General features: G+C 66.1%; 19 protein-coding genes. 5 read left to right on the top strand and 14 right to left on the bottom strand.

All coding sequences use genetic code 11. The features are described 5' to 3' along the window. Nucleotides 1–99: 99 nt before the first annotated feature. Nucleotides 100–786, bottom strand: coding sequence for a M23 family metallopeptidase (locus tag ACQPYR_RS24265; RefSeq protein WP_433621254.1), 687 nt, complete (start codon nt 784–786; stop codon nt 100–102). A 183-nt stretch (nt 787–969) separates the two neighbouring features. On the opposite strand from ACQPYR_RS24265, the gene ACQPYR_RS24260 reads away from it, so the two are divergent. After that, nucleotides 970–1,293 carry an ArsR/SmtB family transcription factor gene (locus tag ACQPYR_RS24260; RefSeq protein ID WP_433621253.1) on the top strand — a complete coding sequence of 108 codons (324 nt, stop codon included), beginning with the start codon at nt 970–972 and terminating at the stop codon, nt 1,291–1,293. 10 nt (nt 1,294–1,303) lie between these two features. Here ACQPYR_RS24260 and ACQPYR_RS24255 read toward each other — a convergent pair whose 3' ends face one another. Further along, nucleotides 1,304–2,290 (bottom strand): glycosyltransferase family 9 protein, encoded by a 987-nt coding sequence (locus ACQPYR_RS24255; RefSeq protein WP_433621252.1) that lies wholly within the window; start codon nt 2,288–2,290, stop codon nt 1,304–1,306. A 201-nt stretch (nt 2,291–2,491) separates the two neighbouring features. Here ACQPYR_RS24255 and ACQPYR_RS24250 point away from each other — a divergent pair, with 201 nt between their 5' ends. From ACQPYR_RS24250 to ACQPYR_RS24240, 3 genes are all read left to right on the top strand, one after another. After that, on the top strand, nt 2,492–2,902 hold the full coding sequence (locus ACQPYR_RS24250; RefSeq protein WP_433621251.1) for a VOC family protein: 411 nt from the start codon (nt 2,492–2,494) through the stop codon (nt 2,900–2,902). A 67-nt stretch (nt 2,903–2,969) separates the two neighbouring features. Further along, on the top strand, nt 2,970–3,548 hold the full coding sequence (locus ACQPYR_RS24245) for an HdeD family acid-resistance protein (RefSeq protein WP_433621250.1): 579 nt from the start codon (nt 2,970–2,972) through the stop codon (nt 3,546–3,548). Nucleotides 3,549–3,669: 121 nt separating this feature from the next. Then, nucleotides 3,670–4,029 carry an Rv2640c family ArsR-like transcriptional regulator gene (locus tag ACQPYR_RS24240; protein ID WP_433621249.1) on the top strand — a complete coding sequence of 120 codons (360 nt, stop codon included), beginning with the start codon at nt 3,670–3,672 and terminating at the stop codon, nt 4,027–4,029. A 57-nt stretch (nt 4,030–4,086) separates the two neighbouring features. Here the strand turns inward: ACQPYR_RS24240 and ACQPYR_RS24235 are convergent, their stop codons facing one another. The 12 genes from ACQPYR_RS24235 to ACQPYR_RS24180 form a co-directional block, all read right to left on the bottom strand. After that, nucleotides 4,087–5,322, bottom strand: a complete 1,236-nt coding sequence (locus ACQPYR_RS24235) for a CoA transferase (RefSeq protein WP_433621248.1) — start codon at nt 5,320–5,322, stop codon at nt 4,087–4,089. Nucleotides 5,323–5,342: 20 nt separating this feature from the next. Next, nucleotides 5,343–5,852, bottom strand: a complete 510-nt coding sequence (locus ACQPYR_RS24230) for a hypothetical protein (protein WP_433621247.1) — start codon at nt 5,850–5,852, stop codon at nt 5,343–5,345. After that, entirely contained in the window at nt 5,849–6,586 is a 738-nt protein-coding gene (locus ACQPYR_RS24225; RefSeq protein WP_433621246.1) for a hypothetical protein, read from the bottom strand. Before ACQPYR_RS24225 ends, ACQPYR_RS24230 begins: the two co-directional genes overlap by 4 nt. Next, nucleotides 6,553–7,935 (bottom strand): MCE family protein, encoded by a 1,383-nt coding sequence (locus ACQPYR_RS24220; RefSeq protein ID WP_433621245.1) that lies wholly within the window; start codon nt 7,933–7,935, stop codon nt 6,553–6,555. The genes ACQPYR_RS24225 and ACQPYR_RS24220 overlap by 34 nt, the downstream gene beginning before the upstream one ends. Then, nucleotides 7,932–8,975 carry an MCE family protein gene (locus ACQPYR_RS24215; RefSeq protein ID WP_433621244.1) on the bottom strand — a complete coding sequence of 348 codons (1,044 nt, stop codon included), beginning with the start codon at nt 8,973–8,975 and terminating at the stop codon, nt 7,932–7,934. The genes ACQPYR_RS24220 and ACQPYR_RS24215 overlap by 4 nt, the downstream gene beginning before the upstream one ends. Then, the gene (locus ACQPYR_RS24210; protein ID WP_433621243.1) at nt 8,972–10,198 is read right to left on the bottom strand and encodes an MCE family protein; all 1,227 of its coding nucleotides are present in this window, start codon (nt 10,196–10,198) and stop codon (nt 8,972–8,974) included. The genes ACQPYR_RS24215 and ACQPYR_RS24210 overlap by 4 nt, the downstream gene beginning before the upstream one ends. After that, nucleotides 10,195–11,220 (bottom strand): MCE family protein, encoded by a 1,026-nt coding sequence (locus ACQPYR_RS24205; protein WP_433621242.1) that lies wholly within the window; start codon nt 11,218–11,220, stop codon nt 10,195–10,197. The genes ACQPYR_RS24210 and ACQPYR_RS24205 overlap by 4 nt, the downstream gene beginning before the upstream one ends. After that, nucleotides 11,217–12,233, bottom strand: coding sequence for an MCE family protein (locus tag ACQPYR_RS24200; protein WP_433621241.1), 1,017 nt, complete (start codon nt 12,231–12,233; stop codon nt 11,217–11,219). Before ACQPYR_RS24200 ends, ACQPYR_RS24205 begins: the two co-directional genes overlap by 4 nt. After that, nucleotides 12,230–13,390 carry an MCE family protein gene (locus tag ACQPYR_RS24195; protein WP_433621240.1) on the bottom strand — a complete coding sequence of 387 codons (1,161 nt, stop codon included), beginning with the start codon at nt 13,388–13,390 and terminating at the stop codon, nt 12,230–12,232. Before ACQPYR_RS24195 ends, ACQPYR_RS24200 begins: the two co-directional genes overlap by 4 nt. A 12-nt stretch (nt 13,391–13,402) precedes the next feature. Continuing rightward, entirely contained in the window at nt 13,403–14,254 is an 852-nt protein-coding gene (locus ACQPYR_RS24190; protein ID WP_433621239.1) for an ABC transporter permease, read from the bottom strand. A 5-nt stretch (nt 14,255–14,259) separates the two neighbouring features. Further along, the gene (locus ACQPYR_RS24185; protein WP_433621238.1) at nt 14,260–15,027 is read right to left on the bottom strand and encodes an MlaE family ABC transporter permease; all 768 of its coding nucleotides are present in this window, start codon (nt 15,025–15,027) and stop codon (nt 14,260–14,262) included. Nucleotides 15,028–15,295: 268 nt separating this feature from the next. Then, complete coding sequence (locus ACQPYR_RS24180; protein ID WP_433621236.1) at nt 15,296–16,123, bottom strand: TetR/AcrR family transcriptional regulator; 828 nt, start codon at nt 16,121–16,123, stop codon at nt 15,296–15,298. Between the two features lie 235 nt (nt 16,124–16,358). On the opposite strand from ACQPYR_RS24180, the gene ACQPYR_RS24175 reads away from it, so the two are divergent. Next, nucleotides 16,359–17,156 (top strand): SDR family NAD(P)-dependent oxidoreductase, encoded by a 798-nt coding sequence (locus ACQPYR_RS24175; RefSeq protein WP_433621235.1) that lies wholly within the window; start codon nt 16,359–16,361, stop codon nt 17,154–17,156. The last annotated feature ends 12 nt before the right edge of the window (nt 17,157–17,168 follow it).

Here is a 17,168-nt window from a genome sequence, read left to right as displayed (position 1 = left end):
GAGGTACTAGAAACCGAACACCGGATGCATTCGCGATCCCCTCGTCGAATCGCGAATGCGCTGGTGGCCGAATCTCACGCGGAGCGGCGGCGGGCTCGTTTACTCCGGGGCGATGCCGACGGCGATGCCGCGCGCGCCGAGCCAGGGCATCGGATCGATCGGTGCGCCCGCGCCCGAGTGGATTTCGTAGTGCAGGTGCGGGCCGGTGGAGAAGCCACGGTTGCCGACGGTAGCGATGACATCGCCCGCGCGCACCTGCTGACCGACGGTGGCGAGAATGTCGTTCACATGGCCGTAGATGCCGATGGTGCCGTCATCCTGCTGCACCCGCACCCAGAGGCCGAAGCCGGAGGCCGGGCCCGCCTCGATGACGGTGCCGTCGGTGACGGCGGCGATCGGGGTCCCGATGGCGTCGGCGAAATCGAGTCCGGCGTGCAGCGCACCCCAGCGCATGCCGAAGTTGGATGTCAGCACACCCTCGATGGGGCGAACGGTGCGCGGCCGGGCCGCCTCGGTGGCGATGCGGGTCTGCTCCCATATCACGGCTTCGGGCACGGTCTGCGGCATCTGGGCCTCGCGCGGGGTGAACGCGGTGAAGGCGACAGCGCCACTGATCCGGTCGGCCGACTGGTCCGTCTTCCCGGCCAGTGCGTCGGGTTCCACGGCGGCCATGACGCCGAGCGAGGCGCTGACGACGGCGGCCGCGGCGACGACTCGAGTTGTGGCGCGGTTGCGGCGTGAGCGGGTCGCGCCGAGACGATAAGGTAACGATACGGTCACGGGCATGGCTAGAACGTACGGGACCGCCATTCGGCTTCCGTAATCCTGTGCCAACCGTCACAGGTACGCAAAAGCCCAGTTGGTTGGTTACGGCTCGATAACGACACGCTGTGTATGCATTGTCGACCTGGCGTGATGCCGTATGACGCGGAGTTGACCGGCAAGACGCCGGTCGCTCACACTGTTTCAGTGGCGACTAATGGAGTTCATGCCATCGAGGCGCTCGCCGACCCGACCCGCCGGGCCATTTTCGAGGCATTGCCGACCGCGCCGCTGTCGGTCGGCGATCTCGCGAAACTCGTCGGCGTAACCAGCTCGGCGGCCTCCCAGCATCTACGTGTGCTGCGCGAGGCCCGGCTCGTGATGATGCGTCCGGAGGGCAATCGGCGGTTGTACTTCCTGGATCCGCGCGGACTGGGCGATGCGCGCGACTATCTGGAACAGTTCTGGCCCAGCGCGCTGGCGGCCTACGCAGCGGCTTTGAGCAATGCTCGCTCCGAGGGCAACAGCTGAATGCTCGTGGTCAACCCACGCGGCGATATGCCGTTCGCCCGCGATTGTTTCCGCTGGCCGGCCATGCCAGCTTGGCGAGCTGCTTGTCGACCGCGCTGATCACCTCGGTGACGCCGATTCGCAGCAAACCGGGGTCGGGCGAATCGGCCGTGGGATCGCCGAGCTGGCCGGCCCACAGCACCGCATGCCTGCCGAGGAGATGCGGTGGGGGCCCGCCCCAGCGCGGCGGTGTCGGTCCGAACAGCAATACGGTCCGGGTTCCAAAGGCGGTGGCCAGATGTGCGACGCCGGTATCACCGCAGATCACGAGCGCGGCCTCGGCGACGGTGGCGGCGAGTTCGATGAGGTTCTGCTCGCCCGCGAGCACCCGGCCACCGGATAGGCCCGCGCGGGCGGCGATATTCAGCGCGATATCGCGCTCGGACTCGTCACCGGTGAGGACCACTTCGCGACCGAGTACCAGCAGATGCCGTACGACCGCGGCGAACCGGTCCGGCGGCCAGCGGCGGGCCGGTGCGCCCGCTCCCACGTGCACCGCGATGCAATTGCGGCGACTGGTGGTCGCGACCGGTGGGACGAGCCCCAGATTGCGACGATCGGCCACGATGCCGTCGGATTCGAGCAGATGGCACCAGCGCTCGACGTGATGCATATCCGTCTGCCACTCCGGGCCCTCCAGCTCCGGAAAGGCGGGATTGCGGTAGGAGAGGATGCGTCCGGGATCGGTCTTGGTGAGCGCGACGATGCTCTCGGCGCTCGGGCCGTGCAGATTCACCGCCAGTCCGGGTTCGGGAGCGTCCCAGCGCAGGTCACCGAGGTCGGAGGTGGGGATCATGGAGTCGACGGAGGCGATGAGGTCGACGATCGGCTTCAGGCGATGCGGAGCGGCGAGGACGATCTGATCGTGCGGTTTCGCCCGTCGCAGCGCGCGCAACGCGGGAACCGCGGTGAGTAGATCACCGAGGCCACGTGCCTGCAGCACGAGAACAACCGCCACCCTCTTCTCCTAGCCACCCGAGACTCGCGAACCCGACCCACCCGCTTCACCCCATGGATGCACACGACGAGAGCCACTTAGGGATGACTACCCGAGCCCTCTCGGCCATAAACGTGAGCGAGTAGCTCGTTATCGAGCCCACTGTCCGAGTCGGAGGACTAACCTCGGCGATGGCGGCCACTACCACCAAGGAGCGTTCCCATGACCTCCCGACTCAACCCGTACATCAGTTTTTCCGACTCGGCGCGCACCGCGTTGGAGTTCTATCGAGATGTGTTCGACGGCTCGCTGACCATGCAGACTTTCGGGGATATGGGGGATAAGGACGCGCCCGGCGCGGATCTGATCATGCACGGCATGCTGGAAACGCCGAGCGGGTTCACGCTGATGGCTTCGGATACCCCGCCGGGTATGGAGTACAAACCAGGAAGCAGCATTTCGATCAGTCTCAGCGGTGACGCCCCCGATGAACTGCGCGGCTACTGGGACAAGCTGTCTGCCGGTGGCACCGTGACCGTGCCGCTGGAGAAGCAGATGTGGGGCGACGAATTCGGCATGTGCCTGGATCGTTTCGGTATCGCGTGGATGGTAAATATCGCGACACCCGCCTAGGGCGCGGCGCTCGACCCGTTCGAGCGAATGTTCAGAAAACCGCTGACGTGAGGCATAGCATCACGCTATGACGACAAACAGCGTGCTAGAGGGTCCTCTGCAACGGGTTGCGCGCAGTGCGTGGCAATCGGTGCTGGTCACCGGCATCCTGTCGGTGATCCTCGGTGTGATGATCCTGGTCTGGCCCGATGTGACATTGGTGGCCGCAGGCATCATCTTCGGCATCTATCTGGTGGTGAGTGGCTTCCTGCAGTTGGTGGCCGCATTCGGCACGCACACCAGCACCGGAATCCGGGTGCTCGCGTTCATCAGCGGTGTGTTGTCGATCATCATCGGTATCTTCTGCTTCCGTGACGAGTTGGAATCGATACTTCTGCTCGGCCTGTGGATCGGTATCGGCTGGCTGTTCCGCGGTGTCGCGCTGTTGATGGCGGCGATCTCCGAGCCTGCGCTGCCGGGTCGGGGCTGGGAGGCCTTCTTCGGAATCATCACCGCGATCGGTGGTGTGGTGCTGATCGTGTGGCCGGTCGCGTCGGTGGCGACGCTCGCGTTGGTCGCGGGGTGGTGGCTGGTCATCCTGGGCATCATGGAAATCGTCACCTCGTTCGGCGTGCGCAAGGATGCGAAGAAGCTCGCCGAGATCTGAGATCTCCGACTCCTGCGGTCGTCGCTCGCGGCGGCGGCCGCAGGCGTATTTCCGGTGGGGGACTGATGCTTTCGCTGTGGCGGCGCGGCTCGGGCCTTTCGATTTATGCCACGATGTAGGGATGCCGAAGACGCTGCCCGCGCTGGATGTGTCCGCGCCGATCTGTTGCGCGCCGGTGGCGGCAGCCCCGGTCGACGATCGGGTCGCGCTGGAAGTGGCGTTGCGGTTGAAGGCACTGGCGGATCCGGTGCGAGTGAAATTGATGTCGCTGCTGTTGGCCGAGCGGGACGGCACGGTCAATACCCGCGAGCTGGCCGCCGTGGTAGCGCTGGCGGAGTCGACGGTGAGCCACCATCTTGGCCAATTGCGCGCCGCCGGTCTGGTGGAATCGGTGCGTCAGGGCATGACCGTGCAGCATGCGGCACGCCGGGATGCGTTGTCCGCCTTGTGTTTCGTACTCGACCCGGAGTGCTGTCGCTAGCGTGATGCCGCGCGATTCGGCTGCCGCGGGCGATCTGCTGTCGGTCTCCGGGCGGAATCATCGGGCGGTTCGTTCCGGGGGCTCGTTCGCGACGATCGACGACATGTGCAGTGCCGCAATCGATTCGGTGGACAGCCCGAGCCGATTTCGCAGCACGGATTCGGTATGTTCCCCGAGTCGGGGTGCGGGGCGGGCCGGGACGTGCGTGCCGTTCACCGAGATCGGGGAACCGGGGGCGAGGTATTCGCCGATCTCGGGTTGATGGAGCAGGGTGAACAGGGGGTTCGCCGTGATGCGCGGGTCGGTCGCGAGTTCGTCGAAACTGCGGTAGCGCTCCCAGAGCACCGATGTTTGCGCCAGAGCGGTGCCGATCTCCTCGGCGGGGCGGTCGCGGAACCACGGGGTGAACAGTCCGGTCAGTACGTCGCGATGACGGTAACGCTTGCCCTCATCGGTGAAGTCCGCCGCCAGCGCGGTGGCCAGCGCGTCGACTGCCGCGGTGCTGCCGGTCAGCTCGGTGAGGTCACGAAAGTGCCTGGGGGTCAGGGCGACCACCATGAAGGAGACGCCGTCGGCGCTGGTGAAATGCTGACCGTACTGGCCGTAGATGGCATTGCCCAAGCGCGGGCGCTGCCGCCCGCACAGTGCCGCCTCGGTGAGGAAGCCGAGGTTGCCGACCGTGGCCAGCGCGACGTCCTCCAGAGGGAGGGTGATCCGGCTGCCCTGTCCGGTCGCGTCGCGGTGGCGCACCGCAGCGGTGATCGCCAGCGCCGCGTACACACCGCAGAGCAGATCCCATGCCGGCAGTACATGATTGATCGGGCCCTCGTGGTCTGCGGGCCCGGTGACGAGCGGAAAACCCGTGGCAGCATTGACGGTGTAGTCGACGGCGGCCGAACCGTCGGCGCGGCCCAGTATCTCCAGCCGGATCAGGTCGGGCCGCGTAGCGGTGAGCGTGTCGTAGTCGAGCCAATCCCGTCCGGCGGCGTTGGTGAGCAGGATGCCGCCGCCGGTGATCAGGCGGGTGACGAGCTGTTGCCCGGCCGGTGCGCGCAAATCGGCTGTGACGGAGCGCTTCCCCTTGTTGAGTCCGGTCCAGTAGATGCTCTCGCCGCCGTCGGTGAGCGGCCAGCGGCGGTAGTCGGCCGCACCGCCGATCGGGTCGATCCGGATGACCTCCGCGCCGAGCTGTGCCAGCGTCATACCCGCCAGCGGAGCGGCGACGAAGCTGGAGATCTCCACGATGCGCACACCAGCCAGCGGTTGCACCGCAGAGGTCGCGGGATTCGGCATCTAAATCATCCTCTCGCGGGCTACAGCGGTGTCATGCCGCTGACGAGCCAGTGGTCGTCGTGCTTCTCGACGGTGACGGTCACCCGGCTCGAACTGGTAGCCGGTGCGGGCACGGCCGTACTGATGGTCACCTGGTCGATGAACATCAGCACCGTCACACGGTCGGTGGAGGCCGACAGTACGCCCGCCGATACGACCCGCGCTCTGGTGGTCACGCCCTTCTCCTTGGCTACCGGCGCGATCGTCTTGTTCACCAGATTGCGGTAGTCGTCCTGGAACGAGCCGGTGAGGCCCGCCACGGCGGCGACATCCTTGTCGACCGTGGCCGAGGTGTAACTGAGCATTGCCGCGACTGTTTCCCGGGCGGCGGTCGGTGCGTCCCGGCGCGCGGCGGCCGTGGCCGCGTCGTGCCGGTTGTCTCGCACTAGCAGCACCGCAGCCACAGTGAGTGCCACGACAACGGCTGTGAGCAGCGGAATCACGCTGAGCCGCAGAATCTTTCGCAGGACGATTACGGATCGATCATTCACGGCACGAACTCCACGTTGGACACCTTCGGGGTGCCGTCGACTTCCTTGATCTTCACACTGAACCGGTAGGAGCGTTGTTCCTGTTGCCGGGTCTGCGTATTGGTGACCTGTGCGTTCGCGGCGACTATGACGGTGACCGTGCCGTCGTCCGGAGCCTCGGCGCCGTCGTCGGCTGCGATGGCCGCGGCGACGACCTCGCCGGTGGACAGCACGTCTGCATCTCGGATGGCCTTCAGGTAGTTCCCTGACTGGCTGTGCAGTTCGTCCGCGAACGGTGCGGTGGTGATATCGCTGAGGCGCGCGAAGTCCGAATCGGCGCTGTCGCGGCGGATATTGATCAGGGCGGTTACACCGCGCCGGGCGGTGTCGACAATGGCGGCCTGATGGTTCGCGGTGGCCTCGGTCCGCCGATGCTCGTGCAGCGCCAGTGCCGTCACCGTCGCGTAGACGAGGGCCGCGACGACGAGTACGACCGCGGCGATTCGAAAACCTTTGCGCTCCAGCTTGGGACGAGGGAACCGCGATCGCGGGATAGGGGGTCTTTTCGGCTCCGGCGGTCGTTTGCCCGTAGGTGGCGTTGTATCGATGCTTACCTCGGCGTCCGGATGCTCCGGGGACTCGGTCGGCGGACCGGTCGGGCGAGTGGCCCGCCGACGCCGCGGCGGCTCGGTCACCAACGCGGTCGTGATCGAAGAGTCGGTCAGGGAATCGGAGCGGTCAACAGTGAGGTCCATGACGCTTCCTGAGGGGGTGGTTGGTTGATGTCGATGTGGCGGTAGGGATTTCCGTCCGGTGCCAGATACATGGGGCTGCCGGGCAGATAGTGGGCGACACCCGCGGGCGCGGGCGAGGGGCTCGACTCGAACGGCCCGTTATTTCCGGAGGGCGGTACCACCCCGTTGCGGCACTGCTCGGGGGTGGCGGCGCGGACGCCCGGATTTTCCAGGCACGGCAGGTTCCGCGTGCCGCGCACGGCGAACTGTGAATCCTGCGGGACATTGCAGTACAGATTGGGCGGGGTATCGGGTGTGCTGGTGTCGGTGGGGCTGCGGCGTTCGTCGGCGGAGAGATAGCCGGTGGTGCAGGCGGCGGGATCCTGAACCTCCACGGAGAAGACGACATTGGCGCCGCCGTCGGCGGCACCGCGTGCGCCAGAGGTGTTCTCGGCGGCGATCAGGGGCGGCAGCAGGACCAGGATCTGCTCGATCGCGGGGTTGTAGGTCAGGGCGACCTGTCCCACGGTGGTCAGATTGGCCAGCAGCAGTGGCAGTGTCGGTGCCAGGTTCTGGAACAGCTGGTTGGCATCGTCGGCCGCGGCCGGTCCGCGTTCCAAGATATTGCGCACGGCGGGGTCGGCGGTGCGGAGCTGTTCGGTGAGATAGGCCAGATTCGCGGCCCAATCGCGGATTTCGGCGCTGCTGACCACCTGAGTGTTCAGCAGCGGCGTGAGTTGCTGAACGAGGGTGGTGAGAGCGTCGCCGTTGGCGGCCATGGCGTCGACGAAGGTGACGGTGGAGTCCAGCAGGCTCGCGAGATCCTTTCCCGCACCGCCGAATCCGCGCGCGGACTCGTCGAGCACCGTATGCAGGGTATCGGGTGGGAGCGAGGCGAGGATTGCGCGGGTCTGCTCCAGGATGGGACCGATCTGGTCGGCGACCCGCACGCGGTCGACGGCGATCGTATCGCCATCGTGCAGGAATGGTCCGTGCGCGACCGCGGGTTGCAGATCGACGTACTGTTCGCCGATCGCCGACATGCTGCGTACCCGTGCGGTCAGGTCGGCGGGGACGGCGACCGAGTCGATGAGCGACAGGGTGGCGGTGACTCCGGTGGGTGCCAGGTCGACGGAGGTGACGCGGCCGATCGTATGTCCGTCGTAGGTGACATTGGCATTGCGATAAAGCCCTCCGGCCCTTGGTAATTCGACGGTGACACGGTAGCGGCCGATATCGAGCGACGCGGGAATCCGAAGATAGTAGATGCCGGTGAAGGTGGTAGACACCAGCGCGATGATCGTGAAGATGATCAGCTGGTTGCGCACGAGGCGAGAAGTACGCCAAGGCGTCGTGGAGTCTGTACTCATCGGCCGCCTCCGGTCGTCGGTGGGGCAGAAAACGGGGTACCGAACAGCAGGCCCTGCTGTAGCCGCGGCAGCGTGAGATCCGCTTCCGCCCACAGGTTCATGTAGTCGCCGTGGATGCCGTTCTTGATGGCGACCGGCGGGAACGGGAAGGTGGCGAGCTGGTTGATATTGGCGACGAGATCGTCCCCGGTTGCGGCGATCTGCTGCAGGGTCGGCGCGAGATTGGCCAGGTTCTGCTTCAGATCACCGTGGATCTGTCGCACCAGGGCGGTACCGGCGTCGCCGAATCGAGCCAGTGCGGCGAAGGCATCGGTGAGGTCGCGCCGCTGTGCGTTGAGTACGCCGAGCGCGGGGTCGATAGCGGCGACGGCCCGACCGATCGTGTCGTTGTCGCCGGACAGTCGCGCGGCGAACCTGTCGAGATTGTCCAGGGTTGCGATGATCGCATCACGCTGCGAATCCAAGTCGCCCAGTAGCGTATTCATCCCGTCGAGCACGTTGCCGATCGAATCCTCGTGTCCGGCAATTGCTTTGGTGGCCTCGGTGATGATCGTCTGCAGATGTCCCAGGCCGCCGCCATTGAGCACCATGGACAGCGCCGCGAGCGTCTGTTCGGTGGTGGGGTAGCTGCCCGATCGCTCCAGCGGGATCACACTGCCTTCGATCAGCGCGCCGCGCGGGTCGGCCGGTGCGGTCAGTTCGATGTGGGTCGAGCCCAGCAGGCTGGTCTGCCCGATTTTGGCGGTGGCATTGGCGGGCAGTACGACGGAACCGTTGAGCGCCACGGTCACTCGCGCGTGCCAGTCCTCGGTGGTGATGGTCGTGATGGTGCCGACTTCCACGTCGTTGACCAGCACGGGTGAGTTCGGGGTGATGGTGGTGACATCCGGCATCTCGATGACCACGTGATAGCTGCCGGGGCCGTGACCCTGCGTCCCGGGCAGCGGCAGCGAGTTCAATCCCGTCCACTGGCATCCGGACACCGTGGCGCACAGTGCGATTCCGCACAGCAGTGCCATAGGACGGCGGGCCGTCCTCATCGCGGCTGTCCCGGCAGCAGGAGCTGCTGCAATTCCGGTGGGCTGTAGACGAGTTGGCCGGGTCCCACGCTGGTGCCGGTGGACGGGTTGATGCTCACCGGCGGGTAGTTCATCCGCAGCGTGTTCAGTAGTGGCCCGAGGTATTGCGCGCACAGCTGGGCTCCTTGCTCGGAGGTGGCGTTCGCGAGGGCGGCGATGCCGCCGCAGATGAAATTGATGGGGTTGCCGAAGTTCTGGGGGCCCGGAACGCCGGTCATCGCGCCCTGGCCGGGGTTGTAGGTGTTGTAGTAGTTCGACAGCGCGGTGGGCGCGCGGTGCAGCACGGTTTCCAGCGCATCGCGCTGGGCCACGATCACATCGGTGGCGTCGACGAGCTGGCGCACCTGTGTGGTGAGCCCGTCGCGATGCTTGGTGAGGAATGTCTGGATATCGCCGATGGCGGCGTCCAGGGTGGTCAGCGCGGTCGACAGATCGCTGCGGTTGCCTGCCAGCACCTCGGTGACCGATGCCAGCCGACCCTGGAATACGACGATCTGCTGCTCGCTGCCTGCCAGCGCGGTGGTGAACGCCTGCAGGTTGCGCACGGTGCCGAACAGATCCGTGCTGCCCGCGGACAGCGTCGCCATGGTGGCGGAGAGCTGGTCGAGGCTGGCGCGCAGGGTGTCGCCGTTGCCGTTCATCGCCGCGGCGGCGGATCCGAGGAATCGGGCGCCGGGTCCGGTGGGGTCATCGGGCCGCGGCGCCAGCGCGTTGGTGACCCGCGTCAGTTGCTCCTCCACCTGATCCCATTCGACCGGCACGGCGGTGCGGTCGACCGGGATATCGACCTCGCGACCGGCGCTGGGCCCGCTGGTCCAGGCGGGGGTGAGCTGGATGAATCGCGCGGCGACCAGGCTCTGTGCCATGATCACGGCCTTCACGTCGACGGGTAACCGCAGCGACCGCGGCAGTCGCATGCGCACCGTGAGCTCGGTGCCGTGCGGCTCGATGGCCTCGATGGTGCCTACTTTCACCCCGACCACGCGGACCTCGTCTCCGACGTACAGGCCGCTGGTGGAGGTGAAATGCGCGGTGACGGTGTAGTAGCGCGATCGCTGAACGATGTCGTATCCCGCGACCACGACGGTGAGCGCCAGCGCGGCGGCGGCGAGTCGGAGCAGCCACCGTCTGCGGGGGAGGCCGGTTCGAATTCGGAAGGTACCGGGTCGGATTCGGGCGATCATCGCACCTGTGGGATCGGTAGGGGCGCCGGTGGGAGACCGAACACCGTATTGATGAGGGGCTGTGTGTAGTCGGCGGGTACGAGGTTCTGCAGGTAGGCGTAGAAGTAGGGCCCGCTGGCGACGGCGTCGCCGAGCGTGCCGATATAGGTGGACAAGCCCTGGATGCTCTTCGCCACGTTGTCGCGGTTGTTGTTCAGCACCGTGAGGACCTGCCCGAGCTTGTCCAGGGCCGGGGCCAGATCGGCATCGGTGTCGTGCACCAGGCCGGACAGTTGCCGGGACAGCTGGTCGATTCCCGTGATGAGTCCGCCCAGTGCCCCGCTGCGGGCCTGCAGTTCTCCGAGCAGCGAATTGCCGTCGAGCACTAGGGAATTCAGCTGTGGCCCGCGCTTCGCAAGTGCCGAGGTCACCTGTTCGGCGCTGCCGAGCAGGCTACGCAACGCGGTGTCGCGCTGGTTGACCGATTCGGCGAGGCGTCGCATCCCGTCCAGTGCGGGCCGCACCTGCGGCGTGGCCGCCGAGAGGACGTCGGAGGCGCTGTCGAGCGCGCGGGTCAACTGGTCGAGGTCGATATCGCGGATGGCAGTGGTGGCCTCGTTGAGGATGGTCGGCAGCGTGTAGCCAGAACGGGTCCGGTCGAGTGGGATGGTGTCGCCGGTGCGCAGACGACCGACACCGGAAGGGGCCAGTTCGACGGCGCGCCGACCCAATAGAGATGTGGTCTTGATGGTCGCGGTGGTCGCGTCGCCGAGCGCGATATCCGGGTCGGCGGCGAAGGTGACGCGCGCGTGACCGCTGTCCACGGTGATGTCGGTGACGGTGCCGACCCGCACTCCCGCGGCCGAGACGTCGTCGCCGACGTGCAGACCGCTCGCATCGTCGAATAGCGCGCCGTATCGCAGGGGCTGGCCGCTGAGCAGCGGGATCTTGTCGAATTGCAGTGAGACCAGGCAGATCGCCGCGATGAGGACGATGCCGATGAGGCCTATGCGACCGGCTTCGCGCTGGGAGAGTCGATTCATTTCCGTGCGCACCTGCCGGTCTGCTGGTCGGTCATATCGATGACCACCGGGCGGCCATCCGCGCCGGTCAATTTGAACGACAGGCCGCACAGATAGAAGTTGAAGAAGGACCCGTAGGTGCCCATGCGGATCAGCTTGCGGTAATCGTCCGGGAGCCTGTTGAGCACCTCGTCGAGGGTGTCGATGTGGTTGGTGGTCGGTGTGAGCGCGGCGTTCAACTGGCTGACCGTCGCGGACAGGTCGGGACGCACATCGGCGAGCAGTCCGGTGAACGTGTCGGCCGCGCCGTCGAGGCTGTCGACCGCGTGCCCGAGAATGTCCCGGTCCTGCGCCAGACCCGACACCAGCTGCTGCAGATGGTCGAGCGTGCTGCTGAATTGGTCGCCCCGCGACGCGATTTCGGTGAGAACCGTATTCAGGTTGGTGATCACCCGCCCGATGACCTGATCGCGATCGGCCAGCGTGCTGGTCACCGACCCGACCCGGGTCAGCACATCCGTGATGGTTCCCGCGCGACCCTGGAAGATCTTCAGCAACGCCATCGATAGCTCGTTGACCTGTCGCGGGTCCAGCGCTTGCAGCAGCGGATGGAATCCGCCGAGCAGGGCGTCCAGATCGAGGGCGGGCGCGGTGTTCGGCGGTTGGATGGTTCCGCCCACCGGCAGTTGCGTGGTGTCCGGACCGCGCTGCAGCTCGAGGTAGCGGTTGCCGACGAGGTCCTCGTAGCGGATGGCTGCCCGGGTGGACGTGGTCGGCCGGTCGTTCGTGGTGATCGAGAAGTCGACGTGGGCCCGGTGGTCCGCGCCGTAGCGCACCGCGCCGACCGATCCGACCGGAACCCCCGCGATGCGGACCTTGGCGCCGGGACGCATTCCGGACGCATCGGTGAACACTGCGTGATAGGTCCGCGAGCCGCCGGCGTCGATCTGTGTGAACACCAGGATCATCGCGCCGTTCACCAGGAGCATGACCAGCACGAAGATGCCCAATTTCACTGCGCGCGACCAGTTCATCGGCCACCCCCGAGGCCCAGCAGGTAGCTGACGAGGTCCTGGGTCCGCAGCCCGACCGCCTGCCGTTCAGGGGCGTACGGATTCGCGCCGGTGTCGGTGACCATGTACGGCACGTTGACGATCGGGTCGGTGTAGGGCAGTCCCATGCAGTTCGGTCCGCCGGTCGCATTCACCTTGGGCAGATCTTCCGGATAGTGATACGGCGTCGCGCCCGGTATCAGCCCAGCGAACATCTTGATGCCCGGTTGCCCGGCGTACGCGGCCGGATTGGCCTCGTTGCCCGCGGCGATTCCCTTGAACACGCACGGGATCTCGGGCGAGTACAGGGCCAGCACTGCAGTGGTGGGGGCCAGCAGCCGCAGCACGTCCGCGAGACCGGAACCGTTGTGCGCCAGCAGATCCGAGCCCGTATTGGACACTGCCGTGGTACTGCCGAGCAGCGCGGACAGTTGACGCTGTTCGTCGACCACCGAGTGGCTCGTTGTGGTCAGCGCGCCCAGCGTGCGCAGCAGATCCGGTGCGATGTCGGCGTAGAGCTCCGTGGTGGGTGCGGCCGTGCGCAGCAGCTCGGCGAATCCGGGATCGGCGGCATTCAATTGCGCGAGCACACCGGCGGCGTGGTCGATTGCCGCGCCGAGCCGGTCACCGCGGCCCTGCAACGCCGTGGCCAGCGCGCCGAGGGTGGCCTCGAGTTGGGCGGGATCGACCACGTGCAGCAGGTTGGTGAGTTGCTCGAAGACGGTATTGATTTCGACGGTGACGCGCGAAATGTCGATCTCCGCACCGGGGGCCAGCCGGTCGGCGACGGCCGGGTGGGGCGCGTCGAGGCTGACGAACTTCGCGCCGAAGACGGTGTTGGAGGTGATTTCGGCCGTGACATCGGCCGGAATCGATACCAGCGCGGCGCGATGCACCCGCAGGGTCAACCGGGCCTGATCGCGCCGGTACTCGACCGCGGTTACCTCGCCGACGTCCACGCCGGTCATGGTGACCTTCGCGCCTCGATCCATGACCAACCCGGCACGATCGGCGACCACCGTCACCGTCGCCCAGTCGTCGAAGCGCTGCTGGTAGCTGCCCCGAACCAGCCATCCGACGCCCACCGTCGCCACAATCAGTCCCAGTACCGCCAGCTTCGGCATCGCTTGCTGCACCATTGCATGCACGCCCTATCCGGAAAGGTGGAAATTGCCGGTGCCGCCGTACAACGCGAGTGACACCAGGAGCACGACGAGGACCACCATGATCAGCGACATCCGCACCGCGCGCCCGACCGCGGCACCGACGCCCGCCGGACCGCCGGTCGCGGTGAATCCGTAGTGCGTATGGATCAGCATCACCAGCATCGCGATCGCGAGTGCCTGCACGAACGACCACGCCACGTCGATCGGATTGAGAAAGGTCGAGAAGTAGTGGTCGTAGAGCCCGGGTGACTGCCCGAAGATCACCACAGTGGTGAACCGGCCGGCCAGGAACGACGCCGCCAAAGCCAGCGAGTACAGCGGAATGATCGTGATCATGCCCGCCGCGACCCGGGTGCTCACGACATAGGGCACGGGACGGATGGCCATGGACTCGAGCGCGTCGATCTCCTCGGCGATCCGCATGGCCCCGATCTGCGCCGTCGCCCCGGCCCCGAGCGTCGCCGACAATGCGATCCCGGCGATCACCGGCACCGCGATCCGCACATTGATGAAGGCCGACAGGAATCCGGACAGCGCCTCGATGCCGATATTGCCCAGTGAGCTGAAACCCTGGATCGCGATGGTGCTGCCGGTCGCCAGCGTCATGAATCCGACGATCGCCGCGGTTCCGCCGATCATCGCGAGAGCGCCACTGCCCATACTGATTTCGGCCACCAGGCGCAGGGTCTCGCCCGGATGTCTGGCCACAGCGCCCGGAGTCTGCAGAATTGCCTTGCCATAGAAGACAATTCGCGCACCGACAGCGTCGATTTCGCGGTTCCAGATACGCAGCCGCTGACGGGAGCGGACGAATTTGCCGGTTTCGGCGATGTGCATCGGTTTCACCTCCCCGAAAATCGGATTCCGCCGGCGGTCACCACGGTGTTCACTACGAAAAGGGCGATGAAGGCGTAGACGACGGTTTCGTTGACCGCCTGCCCGACGCTTTTCGGGCCACCGGATACCGACAAACCGCGGTAGCACGCCACCAGCCCGGCGATCAGTCCGAACAGCATGGCCTTGACCGCGGAGATGGCCAGTTCGGTAGACCCGGTGAGCAATGTGACACCAGCGGCGAACGCTCCAGGATTCACGCCTTGTAGCAATACCGAGAACACGAATCCGCCGGTGATCCCGATGGCGCACACCAGACCGTTGAGCAGGACCGCGATCATCGTCGATGCCACGACGCGCGGAATCACCAGCCGTTGAATGGGATCGATGCCGAGCACCTCCATGGCCGCGATCTCCTCGCGGATGACTCGTGACCCCAGATCCGCGCACATCGCGGTCGCCCCCGCACCGGCGACGATCAGTACGGTCACCATCGGGCCGACCTGGGTGACCGCGCCGAATGCCGCCCCCGCCCCGCTCATGGTGGCCGCACCGATCTCGCGTAACAGGATGTTGAGGGTGAAGCTCACCAGCACGGTGAACGGCACCGCCACCAGAACGGTCGGCAGCAGCGACACCCGGGCCAGCATCCAGCTCTGCTCGATGAATTCCCCCACCCGGAACCGCGTCGTCACCAGCCCTCGTCCGACCTCGGCGATCATGGCGAAGAACTGACCGACTTCCCGAACCGGTGTGTTCAGCCGTTCTAGTTCCATCGATCCTCCAGCGGGCCACTCGGTGCAATGGACGATGCCGATACCGAGTCGGTCGAATGTCTAACTATTGCGCTTACAGTGCGACCGACGATACATGACGGCATTGGTCTTTCCCAGGCGTTTGCGAGGAATCTTGTCCACGTGTTTGCGAGGAGTTACGACAGGCGACAACGCGCTGTCTCCGGAGGTCGGGTCGAACCGTGTGAAATGCCGTCGGTAAGACGGCCGGAACTCGCTGAGCTCCGGCCGCTCACGCGGGGGGTGGGGACTACTTCGCGGCGGCGGCCTTGGTGGGGCGGCGCGTGGTCGGTGACTTCGCCGTCGATGCCTTCTTGGCGGCAGCCTTCTTGACGGGTGCCTTTTTGGCGGGTGCCTTCTTCGCCTTCGTACCCGAGCCCGACTCGAGCAACCTGCTCGCTCGTTCGAGAATGCAGTCGAGGCCGTACTCGAAATTCCGATCGTCCGGTGCCCCGCTGTGCAGGCCCTTCGAACTTGCCTCGGCCAGCAGTGGTGTGGTGTCGGGCGAGATGGTGAGGCTGTCGTAGTACGCGCCCGCCCCGGACTCCGATTCCTTGTTCTTGTCGAAGAGGCGTTGCAGCACAACCGATCCGCGCACATGCAGCTGAACCGCCGAGTAGGTGCCGACGGCGTCGTCGAGCGACAGCCCGGCCTCGACCAGATTGGCGATGACCTCCTCGGTCTGCCGTGCGCCCAGTTGCGCGGCTTCCGGGCTCAGTGCCGACCTGATCAGTATCAGATCGCAGAGGATGGGATTGCCGTTGAACGTCTCCCGCATCGTGCGGGCGTGATTGCGCAGCGATTCCCGCCAGTCGCTGGCGTCGACGAAGGGTGTGACGAAGGTGGCGTACTGGCGCAGCGCGCGGTCGGTCATGGCGTTGAGCAGTTCGTCCTTCTTGCGGAAGTACCAGTAGATGCTCGTCACGCCGACGTCGAGATGTTTGGCCAGCATCGGCATGCTCAGGTTGTCCAGCGACACCTGATCCGCGAGCTCGAACGCACCGTCGAGAATGTCCCCGGGATTGAGCGACCCGCGCTCACGCCGCGGCCGCTTCTCCGCAGCTGCCCGCTTCGCCATATGTGCGACCACCCTCCGTGAAGTCCGCTCCGACGCAATCGTTTCCCGGTCTCAGGGAACCGCCAGCAACAGCCATCGTACCGATAACCGTAAATCCTACTGCGATGCCTTCTGTCGGCGCGTCGCAGGCCGCCGAGCCCGTCGCGCGGTTGTCGCCTCGTGGGCGTCGCAGATATACATACTGAGGTAGATACAGTATGTATATCTATAGGCATGCGACAGAGGTGGTAGCGCAATGGATTTGGGACTGACCGGCGCGGCAGCGGTGGTGGTCGGCGGTAGCCGGGGTATGGGCCTGGCCGCCGCTCGCTGCCTGGCCGACGATGGGGCTCGGGTGGCGGTGATCGGTCGCTCCCGCTCCGACCTCGACGACGCGATTGAGGAGCTGACCCGCTGCGGTAGCCCGGACGTCATCGGCCTGGTCGCGGACGTGCGCGATGCCGATCAGGTCGCTGCGGCATTCACCGAGCTGGGGCAGCGCTGGCGCGGTGAACTCAATGTGCTGGTCAACACGGTCGGGCCGACTGTGCAGGGCCGCTTCGACATCCTTACCGACGACCAGTGGCTCGAGGCGGTCGAGGACGGCGTGCTGTCCATGGTGCGCAGCGTCCGTGCGGCGCTACCGCTGCTGCGCAAGGCCGAATGGGCACGGATAGTCAACTTTTCGGCGCATTCGACGCAGCGCCAGAGCATTCCGCTGGCGGCCTACACCGCCGCGAAGGCAATGGTGACGAGTGCGTCCAAGAATCTGTCGCTGCTGCTGGCCGAGGACGAGATTCTGGTGAATGTGGTCTCGCCGGGCACCTTCGTGACCCCGGCGCTGGTGGATTGGGCCCACTCGGTCGGCGTCGATAGCGACGATCCCTATCGGCTGATGGCCGAGATCGCCAAGCATTACGGGCATCCGGCGCAGCTGCCCCGCGCGGGCCGGCCCGAGGAGATCGGTCCGGTTGTCGCCTTTCTCGCCTCGCGCCGCAATTCGTATATGACCGGTGCGAATGTCAATGTCGATGGCGGCTCGGATTTCACCTGAGCCTGATTCCGG

The sequence above is a fragment of the Nocardia sp. CA-120079 genome, from assembly GCF_050955745.1.
Classification (GTDB): Bacteria; Actinomycetota; Actinomycetes; order Mycobacteriales; family Mycobacteriaceae; genus Nocardia.
This window is presented reverse-complemented; position numbering and strand designations above follow the sequence as displayed.

Bases quoted from the DNA above. Each gene is read 5' to 3' on its own strand.
- ACQPYR_RS24210 (WP_433621243.1), bottom strand. From the start codon at position 10,198: ATGATCGCCCGAATCCGACCCGGTACCTTCCGAATTCGAACCGGCCTC.
- ACQPYR_RS24235 (WP_433621248.1), bottom strand. From the start codon at position 5,322: ATGCCGAATCCCGCGACCTCTGCGGTGCAACCGCTGGCTGGTGTGCGC.
- ACQPYR_RS24190 (WP_433621239.1), bottom strand. From the start codon at position 14,254: ATGCACATCGCCGAAACCGGCAAATTCGTCCGCTCCCGTCAGCGGCTG.
- ACQPYR_RS24195 (WP_433621240.1), bottom strand. From the start codon at position 13,390: ATGGTGCAGCAAGCGATGCCGAAGCTGGCGGTACTGGGACTGATTGTG.
- ACQPYR_RS24215 (WP_433621244.1), bottom strand. From the start codon at position 8,975: ATGAGGACGGCCCGCCGTCCTATGGCACTGCTGTGCGGAATCGCACTG.
- ACQPYR_RS24250 (WP_433621251.1), top strand. From the start codon at position 2,492: ATGACCTCCCGACTCAACCCGTACATCAGTTTTTCCGACTCGGCGCGC.
- ACQPYR_RS24220 (WP_433621245.1), bottom strand. From the start codon at position 7,935: ATGAGTACAGACTCCACGACGCCTTGGCGTACTTCTCGCCTCGTGCGC.
- ACQPYR_RS24265 (WP_433621254.1), bottom strand. From the start codon at position 786: ATGCCCGTGACCGTATCGTTACCTTATCGTCTCGGCGCGACCCGCTCA.
- ACQPYR_RS24175 (WP_433621235.1), top strand. From the start codon at position 16,359: ATGGATTTGGGACTGACCGGCGCGGCAGCGGTGGTGGTCGGCGGTAGC.
- ACQPYR_RS24185 (WP_433621238.1), bottom strand. From the start codon at position 15,027: ATGGAACTAGAACGGCTGAACACACCGGTTCGGGAAGTCGGTCAGTTC.
- ACQPYR_RS24240 (WP_433621249.1), top strand. From the start codon at position 3,670: ATGCCGAAGACGCTGCCCGCGCTGGATGTGTCCGCGCCGATCTGTTGC.
- ACQPYR_RS24205 (WP_433621242.1), bottom strand. From the start codon at position 11,220: ATGAATCGACTCTCCCAGCGCGAAGCCGGTCGCATAGGCCTCATCGGC.
- ACQPYR_RS24200 (WP_433621241.1), bottom strand. From the start codon at position 12,233: ATGAACTGGTCGCGCGCAGTGAAATTGGGCATCTTCGTGCTGGTCATG.
- ACQPYR_RS24245 (WP_433621250.1), top strand. From the start codon at position 2,970: ATGACGACAAACAGCGTGCTAGAGGGTCCTCTGCAACGGGTTGCGCGC.
- ACQPYR_RS24180 (WP_433621236.1), bottom strand. From the start codon at position 16,123: ATGGCGAAGCGGGCAGCTGCGGAGAAGCGGCCGCGGCGTGAGCGCGGG.
- ACQPYR_RS24225 (WP_433621246.1), bottom strand. From the start codon at position 6,586: ATGGACCTCACTGTTGACCGCTCCGATTCCCTGACCGACTCTTCGATC.